We start from the raw sequence: 19413 nt of genomic DNA, 5'->3' as shown, positions 1-19413 counted from the left end.
GGCATTTACTACCTATTGGATGAGAAATTACGACGAACAAGCGCCGCTGAAAATGGATAATCTTCATACGGATCTCATTTCACACTTCTCACATCCATTTTAGGGAGGTCGAGTGGTGTGCACGATTACATCAAAGAGCGAACAATCAAGATAGGAAAGTATATCGTGGAGACAAAGAAAACCGTTCGTGTTATTGCGAAAGAATTTGGAGTCTCTAAAAGTACTGTACACAAGGATCTAACAGAAAGGCTGCCAGAAATTAATCCAGATCTGGCTAATGAAGTGAAGGAGATACTGGATTATCATAAATCAATCCGCCACTTGCGAGGAGGAGAAGCCACCAAGTTAAAGTATAAAAAAGAAGAAATTTTAGAAGGCGAGCCTGTGAAACAGTAAGCTTAGTTCTTTGTTCATAAACATGATATATATATCTTCCTCATATCGGTAGTTTCTAACCACAAATTTTGTAAAGACTTTTGTAAAGAAATATCTTTTTTTCTGCAAATTATGATAGAATATATAATTAGGGCAGAATGTGGTATTTGCTATGGAAACAGATTTTCAAGGAGGATATATATAGATGTTTGCTAGGGATATTGGAATTGATCTTGGTACTGCCAATGTACTGATTCATGTCAAAGGAAAAGGAATTGTGTTAAATGAACCATCTGTGGTAGCTCTTGACAAAAACAGCGGGAAAGTTTTGGCTGTTGGAGAAGAGGCTAGACGTATGGTTGGACGTACGCCTGGGAATATTGTTGCGATTCGTCCATTAAAAGATGGCGTAATTGCTGATTTTGAAGTAACTGAAGCGATGCTCAAGCATTTTATTAACAAATTAAATGTGAAAGGGCTATTCTCTAAGCCGCGTATGCTCATCTGCTGCCCGACAAACATTACATCTGTTGAGCAGAAGGCGATCAAAGAAGCTGCTGAAAAAAGCGGTGGTAAGCATGTATTTCTTGAAGAAGAGCCAAAAGTAGCAGCCATTGGTGCTGGTATGGATATTTTTCAGCCAAGTGGAAACATGGTCGTAGATATTGGAGGCGGAACGACAGATATCGCTGTCATCTCAATGGGTGACATTGTAACCGCCTCTTCTATTAAAATGGCTGGAGACAAATTTGATCTGGAAATTCTAAACTACATTAAAAAAGAGTACAAGCTGTTGATCGGTGAGCGCACGGCTGAGGATATTAAGATCCAAGTTGCAACGGTATTCCCAGACGCACGTCACGAAGAGATTTCAATTCGTGGACGAGACATGGTGACAGGATTACCAAGAACGATTACCGTCACAAGCAAAGAGGTAGAAGAAGCATTGCGTGAATCTGTATCTGCGATTGTTCAGGCTGCGAAACAAGTTCTTGAGAGAACACCGCCTGAATTATCAGCTGATATTATCGATCGCGGCGTCATCATTACAGGTGGCGGAGCTCTTCTAAATGGGCTTGATCAATTGCTTGCAGAAGAGCTGAAAGTACCGGTTTTCGTTGCTGAAAATCCAATGGACTGTGTAGCAGTTGGTACTGGCGTGATGCTTGATAATATGGACAAGCTGCCAAAGCGTAAACTCAGCTAATGATTTCCCTCATTCTTTTTAGAAAGAATGGGGGATTTTTATTAAAGAACCCTGCTAATTAGCCGATATATTTCATAGAAGATTGTGTTTAGGTCATGTGAAAGAATTTGAATGAGGTGAGCACGTGTTAAAAGGACTATACACCGCAACATCTGCCATGATTGCTCAAGAGCGGCGGACAGAAATGCTTTCAAATAATATCGCAAATGCGAATACGCCAGGTTATAAAGCAGATGAAGGGGCAATGCGTGCATTTCCAGAAATGCTGCTGAGCCGAATGGAATCAGGACGTTTCCAAACATCCTCGGGCAAAGGCTTTAGTGTTCCACTGCAATCGCCGATTGGTGGAATCAATACTGGGACATATATGCAGGAATTAATCCCTCAATTTACACAGGGAACTTTAAAAACAACAGATCAAACAACAGACGTAGCACTAGTTGAAAATAATGTGCCGATCAATCCGGAGACCAATCAGAAATCAGCGCTATTTTATGCGGTCAACACACCAGAAGGCGTTCGTTATACGAAAAGCAGCTCCATTACATTGAACGCACAAAATCAGTTGACCATTAATGGACGTGCTCTTCTTTCCGTGACCGGCCAGCCGATTACGGTTCAGAGTGAGAATTTCAAAGTGAATGCAGATGGTACTGTCACTGAAAATGGCCAAAATCTTGGTCAAATTGATGTACGAGTTGCGATGGATACAAGAAATCTAGCGCGTGAAGGAAATGATTTATATCGTACAGCTGATAATCAGCCCCTCCCAAGTGCAGTCAATAACGGTCAAATGTCCTATACGTTAAGCCAAGGGGTATCGGAGCTGTCGAACGTCGATGTGACAAAATCATATACAGATATGACAACAGCCTACCGAGCATTTGAAACAAACCAAAAAGTGGTTCAGGCATATGATAAAAGCTTAGAAAAAGCAGTGAATGAAATTGGAAGAGTGTACTAATCAAGAAATAAAAAGAAAGGAGGATACTTATGCTTAGAACGATGATAAACGCAGCTGTCTCGATGAATGAAGTGCAAAAGCAGCTTGACATCATCAGCAACAACATCGCGAACAGTGAGACAACAGGGTACCGCGCGAAAAACACCCGTTTCTCAGAGCTGATCAGACAGCAGTTTAATCAGGTAGATGAAAAAAATGATCAGGTGGCAAACAGTCGTCTGACACCTGCTGGGTTAAGGCTTGGTACGGGGACAATGGTCAATGCGTCCATTAACTCGCTGCAAGGCTCAATTAAAGAAACTGGACGTGATCTTGATGTTGCATTCGGAGCGCCGTCGCAGTATTTGCAGGTCAACGCCGGCGGTAATATCCGTTATACAAGAGATGGTTCACTTTACTTACAGCCGGGCAATAACCGTAACCAAGTACAGCTTGTCACGAGCGAAGGCTATCCGATTCTTGATGAAAATGGGAATGCAATCGTCTTAAATGCGAATTTCCGTGATATTTCAATCGATAAAAATGGACGGCTTACGGCGATTTCAAGAGATAATCAACCGAATCAGCAAGTGAATCTAGGCGTTGTACAAGTCAACAATTCGTCAGCACTTGTCTCTGAAGGAGATAATTTGTTCTCAGTCGACGGAACCTATCAAGGCGCACTAACAGCACTAAATGGAGCAAACCGAGAGGCGATTCAGCTTCAGCAAGGTGCGCTGGAAACGTCAAATGTGGACATGTCGAAAGAATTAACAGACCTCATGACAACGCAGCGTTCCTATCAGTTGAACTCAAGATCTATTACGATGGGCGATCAGATGCTGGGATTAATTAATACAATTCGATAATCAGCAGGCTCGTATCAGCCTCTCATGATAAAAAAGGCGGCTCGCTCAAAGTCGCCCTTTTTTTTATAAAAATCTGAGACATCAGCAAGCAGATCCTCAAGATCAATCCAGGCTTCTTTTCGTTCAAGACATGTGACGAGCGTGGCGATCTGCTCATCTGCCTTTGGCGTTTGGCTGTAGAGAAGAGATAAGATTTGAAACTTCATTCTTAATATATCAAACTGCGAAGCAACGGCTTCTTTCAGCCCTTTTTGAATATACTTCATCCCTTCATCGGTTAAATTTTCTTTAAAGCAGGAACGCACAGTTTCGTATAGGCACGATACATAGGAGTGTGCTGACTTTCGGTATGCTGGGAGACGAAGCGCTTTTTTAAAGTAGTCCAGTGCTTCTTTGTGACGATTTTGTCTCGACTGAATAAAGCCAGCGTCATAATAAACGATACCGAGCAGCTCTTGATCATCAATCTTTTTCACGTAATCAATAATCTCAATGAAAATAGCTTCTGCTTCCTCATATTTTTTTTGGTCGCTATAGTTAAGAGCGAGTACAATTTTACACCGATAGATGCTGTGGATGTCTTCGTGCTTTGCAAAAATATCCATGGCTTTTTGAATATGACGAATCGATAACAACGAGTAACGGTTGTTATAATAAACACCGCTTGTACGGAAATGGAACTCTGCTTCTTCCAGCTCATCGTTAAGCAATGGCAGTCGTTCCTCTGCCTTTTCGAGATAATGAATCGCATCATTTTGGTCACTTTTTAAAGATTCATATAATCCGAGAAAGAAGTAAAAATAATATTGTAGTTCTTCGTTCATTTCATCTTTGTGTGGCAGCAGTTCGTGTTTGAGTTTTTCTAAGTCCTCTGTTTGATTCATCCAGAGCTGATGACGAAAAAGCACCAGCTGATAATGGAAATAGAGCTCCTGTTTTTTTGATAATTTACGTTTATATTTTAGTAGTGTTTTTTTGATTTCTTCAGCCTTCGAAAAATGTCGATGCTTCAGCATTGTATACCAGGAATGGAGAAGTTTTTTTATGGATTTATCGCTCATAAAATTCATTTTTACCCTCTTATTTATTCAATGATGTAATATATATTACCATATTTGTGAAAAAACAATGAGTGTAGTGTGGATTATATTTGATGACAATTGGTAATGGTAGATTCTATTTTTTACCATATACGCGAGGGGAATATTGAAAAATGCCAGCATTCATAATATACTTCTATAGGAATCACATGAAGATCAGCGATATAGAAAAGAAGGAGAGATCAAGATATGCTTGATGCTCAGCAAATTCAAGACATTATTCCACACCGTTATCCATTCTTATTGGTCGACCGTATTTTAGAGGTTGAGGGAGAAAAAAGAGCGGTTGGGATTAAAAATGTCACAGTAAATGAAGAATTTTTTAATGGCCATTTCCCAGGATACCCAGTCATGCCGGGTGTGCTTATTGTAGAAGCACTCGCACAGGTTTTTGGTGTGATTATGTTAGGCAAGGAAGAAAACAAAGGGAAAATTGGTTTGTTTGCAGGGATTGACGGCTGCCGCTTTAAAAGACAGGTCAAGCCTGGAGACCAGCTTCGTTTAGAGGTTGAAGTGACGCGCCTCCGCGGACCGGTTGCAAAAGGAAAAGCAGTAGCGACAGTAGATGGCGAAGTTGCATGTGAAGCAGAACTGACATTTTCTATCGGTCCTAAAGTATCATGATTTTCCTGGCGGTTCATCAAGCATGAATCGCTTTTTTATTTAGAAACGTTCAGTTAGAACGGATAAGGACTTGCAATTTAGACAAAAAAACGTCATATTAGACAAAAAAAGATGAAGGTGATAAAGGATGCTGAAAGAATTTAGAGAGTTTGCCGTCAAGGGCAATGTCATTGACTTGGCTGTAGGTGTCATCATTGGGGGAGCATTTGGCAAAATTGTCACTTCTCTTGTGAATGATTTAATCATGCCGCTTGTCGGTATTATTATTGGAGGGCATGATTTTAGCGGTTTATCCATTAAAATCGGAGCTGCTCAAATTTTATATGGAAACTTTATTCAAACAGTGGTTGATTTCTTAATTATCTCGTTTTCCATTTTTATCTTTATTCGTTATTTGAATAAGTTAAAACGGAAAAAGGTCGAGGAAGAAGAGGTTGTGGAAACGCCGGATCAAACGGAAGTTTTGCTAACTGAAATTAGAGATCTATTGAAAAATCAAAGCCAGTCTAAAGATGTGCAATAAAAAAGAGCGGCTGACCCCGCTCTTTTTTATGTGTTTTGTTTAAAAGCATCCAGTAGTTTTTCTCCTGAAAGCCCCTCTTTGACGAGGTCTTTTAATACTTCTTCAGTTTCTGTTCTGTAACGATTTGTAATCATTTTACCATCGAGTAATACAGAAATGTTTTCTTCTAAGGCAACGATGTTTTTGACTTGGACAGATAGGTGAACAGGGCGGTTGTTTTCTTTAGTGATCGTTACAAGAATCTTCACTTCTGTGTGCTGCTGAAAGAGTACCTCAAACACCTGTCTATGTTTCTTTGGAATGAGTGCCTCGATCATCCAGTGATTTTCACCGTCTTCTTTATTAATGATTAAACCGTCACGAAGGGGAATGCTGGACATTTTATCTTGCTGTGGATCAAGTTCAATTTTTAAATCAATCAGCCTAAAGGTTTTCATATTTATCACCTCACAAGCGTTCATTATTCGTAAGTATTATTATAGCATACAACATCTGTATAAATGAAACCGCTGCCTGCTTAGAACTAGCTGCACATGAGTGAAAGGAGATGTTTTATGGAGTCCTATCAATTGAGAAATATTCATATTGGCGAGGAGAAGGCAAAGAGTGATATACGTGTTTATTCGTGGGGAGACATTCTTTCATTTTGTGATGTCTATATGGAAGAAGGAGAGTCACTCACGTTTCAATATGTCACTGAGGATCAAATGGACTGCTTTGAGTTTCAGCTGTCGGTTCATGATGGACGGCTTTGTTTTTATTGGTTTGCGTGGGACGGATCTGATTATATTCACATGCCTTCTAGTAATTGGATTCATTCAGATATTTTTTATCAATTTATGAAAAATAAGTATTTCATCAAACAAAACAAGATGATGTTTTATACGCAAGCGGTAAAAAACAGAAATTAATGAGGATATAGAGAATTTGAAGGCCTATTTTGCTATTTTCACGTTTTGTCACATCAGGCCTTTCTCCGTAGACTAGGGGTAGCTGAAAGGAAAGGAGGCAAGTCCCGATCAAAAGGTAACGTCTATCATCTGACAGCCCCCCTCTAGCTAAAGCTGATAGATGCTGCCTTGTGCATATGAACACTGCGTAATAGAACCAATGCTTCTTTGTATAGGTCATGTGTCCCCTTATGAATCCCCTTTGTGTGTATCCGGTCATAATGCGTGGCCGGATACCCTTTTATTCACTGTTTAACCGATCAGCTCTTGCAAATAGTGGATACTCATTACATAATGATGATGGATTTTGTTAACGGTATATCGGTTGAAAATAAAGACAAAAAGGAGAGAATGATGACAAACATTCAATTAATCGCAACGGATTTAGATGGCACTTTATTGAACAGTGAACACAAAGTGAGTCAGGAAAACGAGCAGGCATTAAAGGAAGCAGCTGCGAATGGAATTGAGGTTGTCGTTTCAACAGGGAGAGCGTATTTTGATGTGAAGTCTATTTTTGACCAGCTTGGTATGAATACATGGGTGATTAGTGCCAATGGAGCTGTGATTCATGATCCAACTGGACAAGTGTACCATTCAGCTGCTTTACAAGAAGAAAAGGCTAAACACATATTGTCATGGCTGGAAGAACGTGATTATTATTATGAAGTCTTTACAAACGAAGCCATTTTCACACCGAATCGCGGCAGAGAGCTTCTTGCGATTGAAATGGACCGTTTAAAAAGTGCAAATCCAGAAACGGATCAAAATGTCTTAAAGCAAGCGGCAGAAGTTCAATACAGCCAGTCTGGTTTTTCTTATATTGATACATATAAAGAATTGTTTCGTGAGGATCGAAAGCTTTCATTTTACAACATTTTAGGTTTTTCTTTCTTTCAGGACAGATTGAAAGCCGGATGGGATATGTTTGGTGATGATTTAGATTTAACATTGGTCAGTTCGGCTGATCATAATTTTGAAATTGGTTCAAAGCACGCGTCTAAAGGGCAGGCATTAACAAGGCTGGCAGAAAGACTAGGTATTCCTTTAAGTAGGGCAGCGGCTGTAGGAGACAGTTTAAATGATGAATCAATGCTTCGAGCTGCTGGTGTTGGGGTTGCGATGGGGAATGCGAGGCAGGATATAAAAGAAATCGCTGATCACGTCACGTTATCAAACGATGAACATGGAGTGGCGCATATGATCCGGCACCTTTTGAAATAGATGAATCAGATGTCGCGGTATAAATCACATAGGATGAAGCGCATTCTACAAAAGAGGAATTCAGAACCACTTCTATTTACACATGATGTGGAACATCATATAATTTAATTAAGAATATAACCCGCTTGTAAGGAAAATAAGGAGAGTAAACGAATGGCGCTGGAATCTTATAAGTCCGAAAATCTGCATTTAATCAAGGAAGCCTTGGACTATACTCAGGTTGGCCTGACGGTGACGGACCCGTCTTTACCTGATAATCCTTTAATATATGTGAACAAGGGCTTTTTAGATATGACAGGCTATCAAGAAATCGAAGTATTGGGGAGGAATTGTCGTTTCCTTCAGGGAGATGAAACTGAACAAATCGCTCTCAAACAAATTAGAACAGCCATTGAGAACAAAGAGGCTGTCACTGTTCAGCTGAAAAATTATAAAAAATCTGGACAAATGTTTTGGAACGAGTTAAGTGTCGCTCCTCTTTGGATTGACGAAAATGAAGGGAAACGTCTTTATTTCGTTGGTCTGCAAAAGGATGTCACGAAAGAGAAGGAACAGCAAGAGCTTCTTGAGCAATCAATTGATGAAGTGCTGAATATTTCTGTCCCAATCGTTCCGGTGAAAGATGGGATCTCTGTGTTACCTATCATTGGTACATTAACAGCGCCAAGATTTGATAAGATCATTTCAACGGTCTCCACCTATATCTCTCAATCCAAGGATGATTATTTTATTGTCGATCTGTCCGGATTATTAGAAGTGGATTCATTTGTGGCAGATGCGATCTTTAAGCTGAACGATTTGATTTTAATGACGGGTACTGAACTCATTGTGACAGGAATTAAACCGAATCTTGCCATGAAAATGGGAGAAATGAGAGAGGACTTCCGTGAATTAAATACGTATATGAATGTGAAATCTGCATTGAAAAAACTGAACATTTAACTTACGTTTATATCAAATGAAAAAGAGGACTTTTCATGAAACTTGAGAAAAGTCCTCTTTTTGCTGTGATTAAGATGATTGAGCGGCAGCACTTAAGGTAAATAAATCTTCTAGTTCGTTTGTCGATAGCTCTGTAATCCAGCTCTCGCTTTGGATAATTTGATCATTTAATGTTTGTTTTGTTTCGAGCATTTGATCGATTTTTTCCTCGATTGTGCCCGTTGTGATCATCTTATGGACGTGAACAAATCGTTTTTGTCCAATCCGATAAGCTCGGTCTGTCGCTTGGTTTTCCACAGCAGGATTCCACCATCTATCGTAGTGAATGACATGGTTTGCGGCGGTTAGGTTGAGTCCTGTTCCTCCTGCTTTTAAAGAAAGAATTAAAATGTTGAATTCTTTCTTCTGGAAGCGGTCCACCATTTTGTCCCGCTCCTGTTTTGAGAGGCTGCCATTTAAAAATTGGACCGGTTCTCCAAACATCTTTTCTGCCAGCTGCTTGATCATGTTGCCCATTTCAATATACTGCGTAAAGATGAGGCAGCTTTCTCCTTGCTCATGTATCGCTTTTAACAGCTCTGCGAGTTTATCCATTTTTAACGAACGTTTCAGCAGTTTCACATCTGTTCCACTCTCTTTTAAATAGAGAGCAGGGTGATCACAAATCTGTTTGAGTCTGCCAAGCATACTTAAAATAATGGCTTTTCGCTGCATCCCTGTTAATGATGCCATATGTTCAAATGTATCCTTCACGAGCTGCTCATATAAAGACGCCTGCTCAGCGGATAGCGGGATGAATTCTTTTTCTTCGAGTTTCTCAGGCAGGTTCAGAGCAACTTCTTCATCTTGTTTTGTTCGTCTTAATAAAAATGGTTTGATCAGCTGCTGCAGCTGTTCAATTCTTTTTTCTTCACGGTCTTTTTCAATCGGAAGGACGAACTTCTTATGGAAGCCGGTCAGGCTGCCGAGATATCCTTTGTTGACGAAGTCGAATATGGACCAAAGCTCTGTCAAACGGTTTTCCATTGGTGTCCCGCTGAGGGCAATGTGATGTTGCCCTTTAAGCTGTCTAATCGCTCTCGATTGTTTCGTATGGGCGTTCTTGATGTTTTGGGCTTCGTCTAAGCAAATGGTATTCCACTTTGCTGCCGTTAATTCATCACGATCAGAATGTGAGAGTCCATAAGACGTCAGAACAATATCTGTTGACTCGTATGCTTTTGTGAAGTCCTCTCCCTGTGGACGCGATGGGCCATAATGCAGGGCAACCTTCAAATGTGGTGCGAATGTTTCGAGCTCTCGCTGCCAGTTTCCTAAAACAGAGGTCGGCGCAATGATGAGAGAGGGAGTGGCATTTTGCTCCTGCTCCTTCAAATACGTGAAATATGCGATCATTTGAATCGTTTTTCCAAGGCCCATATCATCTGCTAAACAAGCCCCAAATCCATGCGATCTTAAAAATAAAAGCCAGTTCACGCCATGCTGCTGATACGGACGCAGTATGCCTTTAAAGGACTCACTCATTTCGTAGGAAGGCAGCTCGTGCGTATCATTTAATTGGTGGACAAGCCCTCTTAATTGCGATGAAAGTTCAAATTGAATATGGGCAAATGCTGAACTGTCCAATAGCTCTGGAATCGATTCAGAGGAAGCTTCTTGATCTGCCAGTTCACGTGACAAAATATCAGACATGTGAAGTCCTTCGTTTTCGGCACGCTCCATCCACTTTTTCATTTGCTGGATGAAGGTAGGATCTATTTTGATCCATTGTCCTCGAATGTTGACAAGGCGTCGTTTGCTTTGGACAAGCTCGTTGAACTCATCTTCTGTCAGTTCAATGCCGTTTGTAGCAAAGCGCCAATTAAAGTCCATTAATGCGTCCATACCGACATGCGATTCGCCTCGCGGTGTAGAAGAGATCCTTGCTTTTAACATCATCGTGCTGTCTTTAACAATTTGCCACCACGATGGGAGCAGAATCTCAATACCCATATTAACAAGGGTTTCACTCGCTTCAGATAGGAAGAGCCACGCCTCTTCTTCTGACATGAGTGTGGTGCCAGATGTGAAAGAAAGCCAAGGGACAATTTGACTGAATCGTTCCAGCTCTCTTGAAATTTTATCTTGATACGGATGCCAAGACCTTTTCAATGAACGGATGCCTTCAAAAAAGTGAAGGTCACTGTTTTTCTTATCTCGCAAAAACAATTCGATTTTCCAATCATCTCCGTCAAAATCCGGCTCATTTAAGCGCAAGCCGACAGTGAACGGCGTCTCATCATCTATCCAGCCAATCGTCTCCAAGAAATCCTGCTCATCTAGAAAATGTCCTTGGAAGGTTGAGAGTGCAGGCGATTGTGCGTTCATGCGTTCCCACTTGTGCTGCAAGGCATCATCATACTGAATATAATCCTGTACAGCAAAGGAGAACCAATCAGCCGTATAACCATCTAATAGGCCTTCTTTGTCTTTAAACCGAAGCTCGCCTTTTGTCCATGCCTCGTAATCGGGAACGAAATCTTCGTCCTCGATAAATTCGTAAATGGTGGAGGCTGTTTTCATCAGGGGCTCCGTTTCATCCGTTAATGTCACATGACTAAACGTATTAAATGAATTTTTTCCTAGCAATTCAACGGTCATCCAAGGGCTTAACAGGAAGGCAGGTGTTCCAATAAAGCTGACATCTTCTAAGAATGTTCCGTAGAAAGAAGATTCGTGCCATTGGAAAAGCTGCCTCTTCATTTCATTAAGCGGAACAGGGTGTCCGTCCTCTGCTTGCGCTGAAATGGTGAAAGAGAAATCTTCTGTTTGTTCTGCATGAATGACAATTTGTTTATGGCGTGTCATCAATCAATTTTCCTTTCTTCATTTCCTCTTGGAACGCACGCAGCCGTTTTGTTGAATCTTGCAGCTGCTTTACATACCTTTCCCAAATCGTGGTTTTTTTTGTTTTATGATAAAGCGTGCGCAGTTTCTTCAGCATTTTCACAGACTCTCGATAAGCACTTCGATTCTTTTGATCGAGAAGCAGTGAGATTTCACGGTGGTACGATGGAATGAGGGCTTCTGGCTCCTCTTTTGCAATCTGTTTGATCAGATCCTTCTCCAGTTCACTAATGGAGAAACCAACAAGGCTGTGAATCTCAATCCATTCCGCATAACGCTGCTGTGCATACAATAGCTGACTGTATTCTGTAAACGCATAGGGCATACAGATTTGGAGATAGCGTTCATATAAATGATGATCCTTCGTCTGCTTAAAATATGCATCTAAATAAAAGAAGAAATCACTGACGGCTCCCCGCAGTTCTCTGTATGAAAGGTCGAGCTGGCAATATTCCTCTAATATATAGGTGATTTCGTGATACCAGAGCTTGAGCCGCTTCCAGTCCTTTCGGTTTGTGAGATCCTTCAGCCAATTGAGCACATTTGGCAGCATGTCGGCATTGAGCAGCTGTAATTGCTGAAAGAGGCTTTCATCTTCTTTCAGTAAATAATCCATGTGCATCAGCCCGATGGTACGTTCAACCGTTTGTTCTTTTTTCTGGGCGTTCTTTAGTAATTCTGTTTCTTTTTTGACCCATTTCCCTCTATTTAATATGGTGCCCCAAATCTCCATAAAGACCGCTACTCGTTCATGCTGGAAAGGTCCATTGATTTGAAGAAGTATGCGAACGGCAGTTGGTGTGTTTTCAAGAAACGGATCGAGGGAAAAGGAAAGGGCGTATGTCTTCAAATGATCCACTGAATCAAAAATAGTGTTCATGAGCTGTTCTACATATGGATTCATGGAATAAAAGTCTTTTTCGGCATCAAGGCGGCCGAGGTCGACGAGTTCATGAAGCCTCAGCCATACATCGATCGACGTATGAATCGCATACAAGCTCTTGAATTCAGGTGAAGCAGGTGCGTGTTTTTTTAGGATCGATAAATAGCCGTAATACAAATGCTGCGGTGTTTGCTGGTGCTTCGGTGTCCGTTTCAGCCAGAGGTTAAATTCCTCTTGGAAAAAAGTCAGCCAGCTTTGGAGTGATTGTTCGTCTGGGCGCTTCACTTGGAAGTGCTGGCGAATCAGTTCTTTGCTGCGCTGTAATTCATCCTTTTCTGACCAATTTTCTGTAAATCCGGTTACACTCTCTACTTGAGCGTATAGCGAAAAGAAGACAGCGAGAATGTGTTTACAAAGTCCATCTGCTGGACATGAGCAGCTGCTTCTCACAGGAAACAGCACATGAAGGTGGACTCTTGCTGCCACGACATCATGTACATAAGCTGACCATTCAGTATCAGACTCTTGCTTGAGCCGATATACGCTGTCCTGTCTATAAGTAATCAATGCTTTTTTGATGAGTTGTTTGTTTTCATCTGTTGCAGGAAGAAGTTCTTTGATCTGTTCGGCTGTTTGTTTGATTTCTTCTTCGTTGATGTTGTGCTGAAGCATTTGATCCGCTCCTAACCAAGTAAAAGATTCCAATTCTTTTATTATAGCTCAATGGGGATTTATAAAAAAGTTTTTCATGAAAATGGTCATAAATTTCAAAAGCTGTCGAATGATGTAATAGAGTATTGCATAAACCAACCTTACAGCATATAATAATGAAATTAGTGGAATCGAAAGGATACAGACATGGATAATAAGGGTTTAAATCAAGAGGAATTTTTAAAGATTTTGATGTACGCTCATGATATTGGTGAAAATTCAAATGATGTCACAACAAAAGAAATGCTTGAAAATCTGATTGCTCATATTCGAAATGGTCTTGTTTCATAAAAGTGACCCCCTGCTAGTGATGGCAGGGGGTTTTTGTATGCTTTTAAGAATGGAATGAAAGCTCCCGGCATACGATGTCATTACAAGCATAAGGAGTATGGGGAGCTGATGGTGTCATGAATATTGCGATTGCAGGCTGTGGGTATGTGGGGCTTGTGACAGGTGTGTGTTTAGCGGAGGCAGGTCATGATGTGGCGTGTATTGATATTGACCGCCGAAAGGTCATGCAGCTGAAACAGGGAACTCCCCCAATGTATGAGCCTGGGTTAAAAGAGCTATTGAAACGCAATCTTGAGCAGGGACGAATTCATTTTCACATAAATGGAGCGGAAGCCTACACGAAGGCAGATGTATTAATGATCGCGGTCGGCACCCCGCAGCAGGCAGATGGCCAAGCTGATTTACAGTTTGTGTTTCAAGCTGCGAAAGAGATGGGGATAAAAGCAAAATCAGGTGCGATTCTTGTGGTGAAAAGTACGGTGCCTGTCGGAACGGGGGATCAAATCGATCAGCTCATCAATCAAGAATTAGGACGGAAGGAACCATTAGCGATTGCATCTAACCCAGAATTTTTACGGGAAGGCTCTGCCATTTCAGATACATTGCGGGCGGACCGGCTTGTGATTGGCGCTGAAACAAAAGCCGTATTAGACCAGTTAGAGGAGATGTATGCTGATTTCCACCTTCCATTAGTGAAAACAGACCGTAAAAGTGCTGAAATGATCAAGTATGCATCAAATGCATTTCTTGCGACAAAAATCAGTTTTATGAATGAGATTGCCTCCATTTGTGAAAAAACAGGTGCTGATGTTGAATGGGTGGCGAAGGGAATGGGGCTTGATCAGCGGATCGGTTCTTCCTTTCTAAGAGCGGGCATTGGCTACGGAGGTTCTTGTTTTCCAAAGGATACAAATGCACTTGTCCAAATTGCAGGGCATGTGTCCCATGATTTTGAGCTATTAAAGGCTGTCATCAAAGTAAATAATGAGCAGCGGGCAGGTTTTACCCGAAATATTCAGGAGCGGCTGGGAGCAGCGCTTGAAGGGAAGCGAATTGCGCTTCTTGGTCTGTCCTTTAAACCGAATACAGACGATATGAGGGAGGCACCATCTATTCCGATCGCTCATGAGCTCCATCAATTAGGTGCGGAGCTTGTGGCGTATGATCCTGTTGCTGCCCGGCGTGCAGCTCGTGAACTGCCGGATCAAGTCTTATTCGCTCAGACGATTGAAGAAGCGATCAAGGATGCCGATGCGGTCTGTCTATTAACAGAGTGGGCGGATATTCAGTCGTTTCCACTCGCGTCCTACAAAAAATGGATGAAGCAGCCGCTTATTTTCGATGGACGAAACTGTCATACACTTGAAGCGGCAGAAGAAGCAGGGGTCGAGTATCATTCGATTGGGCGCAGATCAGTTTCTCCAATTTATATGTAAAAGAAAACCGATAACAGTGAATGTTATCGGTTTTTATGAATGCGGCAGAATGAATCCACCATATAAGAAAGCAGCCACAATAAGAAAGGCAGGGTGCAGCTTGAATTTGGTCATCAAGAAAAAGGAGATCGCGGCAATAGCGAGCGATTGCGTCCAGCCGATGGCTTTCACTGCATCTCCGCCGATTTCCCATGTTAATAAAAGCATCATCATCGCAATGACAGGCTGTACGGATAAGGTCATGCCTTTTACGACGAGAGATTGGCGAAAACGGTCAATGAGCTTGAGCAATAAAATGAGTCCGGCAGCGGAAGGCAGGACAGTTGCAAGCAATGCCACGATAAAACCTGGCCAGCCCATGACGTCATAGCCGACATATGCTGCAATCTTCGTAGCGATTGGCCCCGGCAGTGCATTGGCTAAAGCCAGCATATTGGAAAATCCTTCGTTCGTCATCCAATGAAAATGATTGACGATTTCTTCATAATTGAGCGGGATGGATGCAGGGCCTCCGCCATATCCTAATAAATTAGATAAAAAGAATGCCCAGAATAAAAAGAGAATCAGTATCATGAAGACACTCCTTTCTCTTTATTTGTCCGATGCCAGCGATTTTTCAGCTTAAAATGAAAAGCGCCATAAAATAAAAAGATCATCACAATGATTCCTGGATGAATGGCCAGCACTTGCAGTCCGACAAAGGCAAGAAGGAATAGAGTGATCCCGAAGATCATGCCGAAGCCTTTCAGCGTTTTTTGTCCAAACTCATATGCCATGATGCCTAACAGAACGGCAATGACAGGGGTGACAGCACCAATCATATTTTGAATGATTTGTGAGGAGCTTAAGACGCTGACAAGTGTGACAAGGGCTACCATGGCGAGACATGTCGGTAAAATATGAGCAGCTGTTGCGACAATTGCGCCAGATACGCCCTTTAATCGATAGCCGAGGTATGCTGACATTTTGGTTGCGATCGGGCCTGGTAATGCATTGGCGATGGCGAGTGTTTCTCCGAATTCGTCATCGTTGACCCAATGATATTTCACCACCGCTTCATGGCGAATAAGCGGTATCACGGAAGGGCCTCCGCCAAAACCGAGAATCCCGGTTCGCACCATAGCGATAATGAGTTCGATATATGATTGCAAGTGGTTCAACTCCTGTCTACAATTTCATACCCATACGGCTTTTGTAACGTTTAATGAGCATTTGGCAGTCCACACTGACAACGCCTTCTAGCGGGTATAGTTTTTTTGTCAGAAATGTCTCCATTTCCTGTTCATCTTGAAAAATGCCATGCATATGCAGCTTGCTTGGTCCTGTCATATGATAAAGACTCGTGACAGCTGTTTCCTGTTCAAGCTGAAGGGCAACCGCTTCTAAAAATTTTGGCTCTACCTCTACATTAAAGAAGACAGAGACATGAATGCCGACCTTCGCGGGGTTAATCACAGCGGTGAAACGTTCAATGACTCCTGCTTCAATGAGCTGCTGAATGCGGGCTTGTACGGCAACACGTGACAGACCGACCTGTTTGCCGAGATCTGTATAAGACATGCGCCCGTCCTCGTGTAATAGGGATAAAATTTGTTTATCTCTTTCGTCTAATGTTAGGTTCGGAATGCTATAGTCTTTTGACACCATATAACCACCTTTCTTCTGTTGATATTCTATCATATTTCATTACGTATAGAATGATTGATTTCTCATTTACTATCGAAACGAAAACGTTACGGATGAAAAAACATCTTTATGCATTAAAAAACACCCCGAGCTCATCGGGGTGTCTTCATTTATTGATCCGGGCTGCTTTCTGCACTGGCAATTTGCTGTGCAAGGTCAGCTCGATCAATGTCGGCTTGAAAGAATTCCTGCGTATTCGGCAGGTGTAAATTCATATGACGTTTTTGAGATATGCGGATGGTGACTTGATCAACGGTGTAATCAAATACGTGTCCGCCAACACTTCGATCTTCATCAATAAAATGAAGGTGATATCCACTTACCGCAATGCCGTGTGCGTACTGCGGTGTACGGAAGCCTGCGATCGTACCTTGAATATCCTCGAAGTCGAAAATAGGCTGAGACTTGACTGCTTCTACCATCGGAACGTAAGGTTTTTCCTGTTTTTCAACCGTACGTGTTTGAACCTTTTTGAATGATCCATCAATGCGGACTGCATAAAAGATATTTTTACTTGGTAAAATGCGGTCAATTTCTTCTTCCAGTTCTTTGGACGTCATTGGTGCATCAATTCGATGAACAATATCTGTTTCAAAGAAAGCTAGAGAGCAGAATGGTGAATAATCTTGATCGGTGACTGGTGTCGCTGTTCCATCCGAGCGCAGCCGGTAGAATGCACCGTCAAAGCCGATCAGCTCCCCATCTAATTGATTAAATGTACCGATGCCGAAATCACCGTGTTCAGGAATATGCGCGAGGGAGAAATCTCCATCATATACGGCTTCAAGCAAGGATGTCATCGTCGATACTTGATAGACCTCTTGCTGTTTGTCATGCTGTCTTGTGTCATTCTGTTGATTCATTGGGTGCATCATACCCATATCCGCTCACTCCTTTAATGTAATGTATCGAAGTCTTATCTGACGTTCGCTGTGTGTTTTTTGCGATAGACTTCTGGCCATTTTTGACTGGCGAGGTCAGGGTTATCTTGATAGTCAATCGGAATATCAATGATCACGGGTCCTTCTATGTTTATACCCTTTTGAAGGACGGTTGAAAGCTCCTCAGGTGAGTTGACCCGTAATCCAGTTGCTCCAAAGCTTTCCGCATATTTCACTAAATCGATCTGACCGAATTCAACGCATGATGTACGGTCATATTTCATTTCCTGCTGGAACGCAACCATGTCGTATGTGCTGTCGTTCCAAACAAGGTGAACGAGGTTTGTCTTTTTGCGGACAGCTGTTTCTAACTCCATTGCGGAGAAGAGAAAACCGCCATCACCCGAAACCGAAATAATCTTTTCATCTGGATTCAATATAGAAGCCGCAATTGCCCATGGTAATGCGACGCCTAATGTTTGCATGCCGTTACTCACCAAGAATGAGTTCGGTTCATAGACGCGGAAGTGACGGGACATCCAAATCGCGTGGGATCCGATATCACATGTGACCTTTGTGTCATCAGGAATCAGGCGTCTCAATGTATGAATGACATCCAGCGGGTGAGATCGATGACTTTCTCTTTCTGGTGCCTTTTCAATGTCGATTAATAGCTCCTGTAATTCAGTGACTAATTCTATGTTCTCTTTGCATAGAGAAAGAGGAACACTGTCATGCGCTAGATGTTTGACGGTTTCAGAAATATTGCCTACAAGCTCAAGCGCTGGCTCATAAAAATGATCAATATCTGCCTGCATGTCATCAACATGGATGATCTGGCGCTGCTGCGGCTGAAGATTCCAATGCTTCGGATCATACTCGATTGGATCAAAGCCAATGGTCAAAAGGACATCTGCTTGTTCAATGAGAAGGTCCCCCGGCTGATTACGGAATAAGCCGATTCTACCTACATATTGAGACTCGAGCTCTCTTGAGAGAACGCCGGCTCCTTGGTACGTTTCAACAAATGGGATACCAAGTGTTTTTAATAATGCTCTTGTGGCATTTGCAGCAGCTGGACGACTGGCTTTCATTCCCACAATCGCAATAGGTAAGTGTGCATTTTGAATTTTGGCGATAGCCGAACTGATGAGAGCATCCGGTGCAGGACCTAATTCTGGAGAAGGGTGAGCAGACACTGCTGTTTGTGTGGTGTGTTCTGTCACGACATCTTGAGGAAAGCTGATAAATGCTGCTCCAGCCTGCCCTTTTTGTGCCGCGCGAAAAGCATTTGTTAATGCTTCTGGTATATTATGAACGTCTTGTACTTCAACACTATATTTGGTGACTGGTTTGAATAATGCCGCATTGTCGAGTGATTGATGTGTTCGTTTCAGCCGATCTGCACGAATGACGTTTCCAGCGATTGCGACAACAGGATCACCTTCTGTATTGGCTGTTAATAGACCTGTTGCTAAATTAGATGCACCAGGACCTGATGTGACGAGACAAACACCTGGTTTGCCGGTTAAACGTCCGACAGCAGCTGCCATAAAGGCTGCATTTTGTTCGTGTCTGCATAGGACAAGCTCTGGACCTCTGTCTTTTAATACATCAAATACAGCGTCAATTTTTGCACCTGGAATGGCAAAAACATGGGTCACACCTTGAGCGATCAGCGTATCGACAATCAACTCTGCTCCTCGTCTTGTTAGGGGTTGTGCTTGAGATTTCATTTACCCCGCACTCCTTTCGGCAAGTAAAATTTTTTATGAAAATATATTTTCATGATATGATTTACTATACATTTCATAAAATAAAATTTCCAATATATGTTTAACGAAGTTTTGATATGTTTCACGAATAAGTGTGTGAGGAGTGA

General features: G+C 42.0%; 20 protein-coding genes. 11 read left to right on the top strand and 9 right to left on the bottom strand.

The genetic code is table 11. The annotated features are described in order from the left end of the window. Positions 1-117 precede the first annotated feature (117 nt). The 4 genes from spoIIID to AC20OE_RS02500 all read left to right on the top strand — a co-directional run bounded on the left by spoIIID (position 118) and on the right by AC20OE_RS02500 (position 3394). Entirely contained in the window at positions 118-396 is a 279-nt protein-coding gene (spoIIID, locus tag AC20OE_RS02515; protein WP_008343327.1) for a sporulation transcriptional regulator SpoIIID, read from the top strand. A 184-nt stretch (positions 397-580) separates the two neighbouring features. Further along, on the top strand, positions 581-1582 hold the full coding sequence (gene mbl, locus AC20OE_RS02510) for a cell shape-determining protein Mbl (RefSeq protein WP_007497573.1): 1002 nt from the start codon (positions 581-583) through the stop codon (positions 1580-1582). Between the two features lie 124 nt (positions 1583-1706). Continuing rightward, the gene (locus AC20OE_RS02505; RefSeq protein WP_039182029.1) at positions 1707-2546 is read left to right on the top strand and encodes a flagellar hook-basal body protein; all 840 of its coding nucleotides are present in this window, start codon (positions 1707-1709) and stop codon (positions 2544-2546) included. A gap of 29 nt (positions 2547-2575) precedes the next feature. Then, positions 2576-3394: a flagellar hook-basal body protein gene (locus tag AC20OE_RS02500; RefSeq protein WP_059376406.1), complete on the top strand. Its 819-nt coding sequence runs from the start codon at positions 2576-2578 to the stop codon at positions 3392-3394. A 14-nt stretch (positions 3395-3408) separates the two neighbouring features. Here AC20OE_RS02500 and AC20OE_RS02495 read toward each other — a convergent pair whose 3' ends face one another. Further along, the gene (locus tag AC20OE_RS02495) at positions 3409-4464 is read right to left on the bottom strand and encodes a tetratricopeptide repeat protein (RefSeq protein WP_059376409.1); all 1056 of its coding nucleotides are present in this window, start codon (positions 4462-4464) and stop codon (positions 3409-3411) included. 219 nt (positions 4465-4683) lie between these two features. Between AC20OE_RS02495 and fabZ the strand changes: the two genes are divergently transcribed. Both fabZ and mscL read left to right on the top strand, forming a co-directional pair. Beyond that, positions 4684-5118 (top strand): 3-hydroxyacyl-ACP dehydratase FabZ, encoded by a 435-nt coding sequence (gene fabZ / locus AC20OE_RS02490; RefSeq protein ID WP_012011512.1) that lies wholly within the window; start codon positions 4684-4686, stop codon positions 5116-5118. A gap of 127 nt (positions 5119-5245) precedes the next feature. Beyond that, positions 5246-5641, top strand: coding sequence for a large conductance mechanosensitive channel protein MscL (gene mscL / locus AC20OE_RS02485; RefSeq protein WP_024423693.1), 396 nt, complete (start codon positions 5246-5248; stop codon positions 5639-5641). A 26-nt stretch (positions 5642-5667) separates the two neighbouring features. Here mscL and AC20OE_RS02480 read toward each other — a convergent pair whose 3' ends face one another. Then, positions 5668-6078: a YwpF-like family protein gene (locus AC20OE_RS02480; RefSeq protein WP_024423692.1), complete on the bottom strand. Its 411-nt coding sequence runs from the start codon at positions 6076-6078 to the stop codon at positions 5668-5670. Positions 6079-6195: 117 nt separating this feature from the next. Here AC20OE_RS02480 and AC20OE_RS02475 point away from each other — a divergent pair, with 117 nt between their 5' ends. The 3 genes from AC20OE_RS02475 to ytvA all read left to right on the top strand — a co-directional run bounded on the left by AC20OE_RS02475 (position 6196) and on the right by ytvA (position 8757). After that, the gene (locus AC20OE_RS02475) at positions 6196-6552 is read left to right on the top strand and encodes a hypothetical protein (protein WP_041087904.1); all 357 of its coding nucleotides are present in this window, start codon (positions 6196-6198) and stop codon (positions 6550-6552) included. Positions 6553-6954: 402 nt separating this feature from the next. Next, positions 6955-7815 (top strand): Cof-type HAD-IIB family hydrolase, encoded by an 861-nt coding sequence (locus AC20OE_RS02470; RefSeq protein WP_218963693.1) that lies wholly within the window; start codon positions 6955-6957, stop codon positions 7813-7815. A gap of 153 nt (positions 7816-7968) precedes the next feature. Next, complete coding sequence (gene ytvA / locus AC20OE_RS02465) at positions 7969-8757, top strand: YtvA family blue-light photoreceptor (RefSeq protein ID WP_039182012.1); 789 nt, start codon at positions 7969-7971, stop codon at positions 8755-8757. 69 nt (positions 8758-8826) lie between these two features. On the opposite strand, the gene AC20OE_RS02460 is transcribed toward ytvA, so the two are convergent. Beyond that, the gene (locus tag AC20OE_RS02460; RefSeq protein ID WP_039182010.1) at positions 8827-11604 is read right to left on the bottom strand and encodes a DEAD/DEAH box helicase; all 2778 of its coding nucleotides are present in this window, start codon (positions 11602-11604) and stop codon (positions 8827-8829) included. After that, positions 11591-13198, bottom strand: coding sequence for an SWIM zinc finger family protein (locus tag AC20OE_RS02455; protein ID WP_059376411.1), 1608 nt, complete (start codon positions 13196-13198; stop codon positions 11591-11593). The genes AC20OE_RS02460 and AC20OE_RS02455 overlap by 14 nt, the downstream gene beginning before the upstream one ends. Before the next feature lie 186 nt (positions 13199-13384). Here AC20OE_RS02455 and AC20OE_RS02450 point away from each other — a divergent pair, with 186 nt between their 5' ends. Both AC20OE_RS02450 and AC20OE_RS02445 read left to right on the top strand, forming a co-directional pair. Further along, positions 13385-13528, top strand: coding sequence for a YwzD family small protein (locus AC20OE_RS02450; protein WP_003214884.1), 144 nt, complete (start codon positions 13385-13387; stop codon positions 13526-13528). A gap of 116 nt (positions 13529-13644) precedes the next feature. Continuing rightward, a complete protein-coding gene (locus AC20OE_RS02445) occupies positions 13645-14964 on the top strand; it encodes a UDP-glucose dehydrogenase family protein (protein ID WP_487268276.1) in 1320 nt (439 codons plus the stop codon). Positions 14965-14997: 33 nt separating this feature from the next. Here the strand turns inward: AC20OE_RS02445 and chrA are convergent, their stop codons facing one another. The 5 genes from chrA to alsS form a co-directional block, all read right to left on the bottom strand. After that, a complete protein-coding gene (gene chrA / locus AC20OE_RS02440) occupies positions 14998-15537 on the bottom strand; it encodes a chromate efflux transporter ChrA (protein WP_369880011.1) in 540 nt (179 codons plus the stop codon). Then, positions 15534-16115, bottom strand: coding sequence for a chromate efflux transporter ChrB (chrB, locus tag AC20OE_RS02435; protein WP_081258417.1), 582 nt, complete (start codon positions 16113-16115; stop codon positions 15534-15536). The genes chrA and chrB overlap by 4 nt, the downstream gene beginning before the upstream one ends. A gap of 16 nt (positions 16116-16131) precedes the next feature. Then, the gene (gene chrS / locus AC20OE_RS02430; protein ID WP_039183339.1) at positions 16132-16608 is read right to left on the bottom strand and encodes a chromate efflux transcriptional regulator ChrS; all 477 of its coding nucleotides are present in this window, start codon (positions 16606-16608) and stop codon (positions 16132-16134) included. A gap of 152 nt (positions 16609-16760) precedes the next feature. After that, the gene (gene budA / locus AC20OE_RS02425; protein ID WP_064497937.1) at positions 16761-17531 is read right to left on the bottom strand and encodes an acetolactate decarboxylase; all 771 of its coding nucleotides are present in this window, start codon (positions 17529-17531) and stop codon (positions 16761-16763) included. A gap of 35 nt (positions 17532-17566) precedes the next feature. Beyond that, positions 17567-19267: an acetolactate synthase AlsS gene (gene alsS, locus AC20OE_RS02420; protein WP_059376416.1), complete on the bottom strand. Its 1701-nt coding sequence runs from the start codon at positions 19265-19267 to the stop codon at positions 17567-17569. Positions 19268-19413 lie beyond the last annotated feature (146 nt).

Source organism: Bacillus sp. SRI_025 (genome assembly GCF_057592095.1).
The sequence above is the reverse complement of the archived record's forward strand: the minus strand, read 5'-3'. Positions and strand labels throughout refer to the sequence as shown.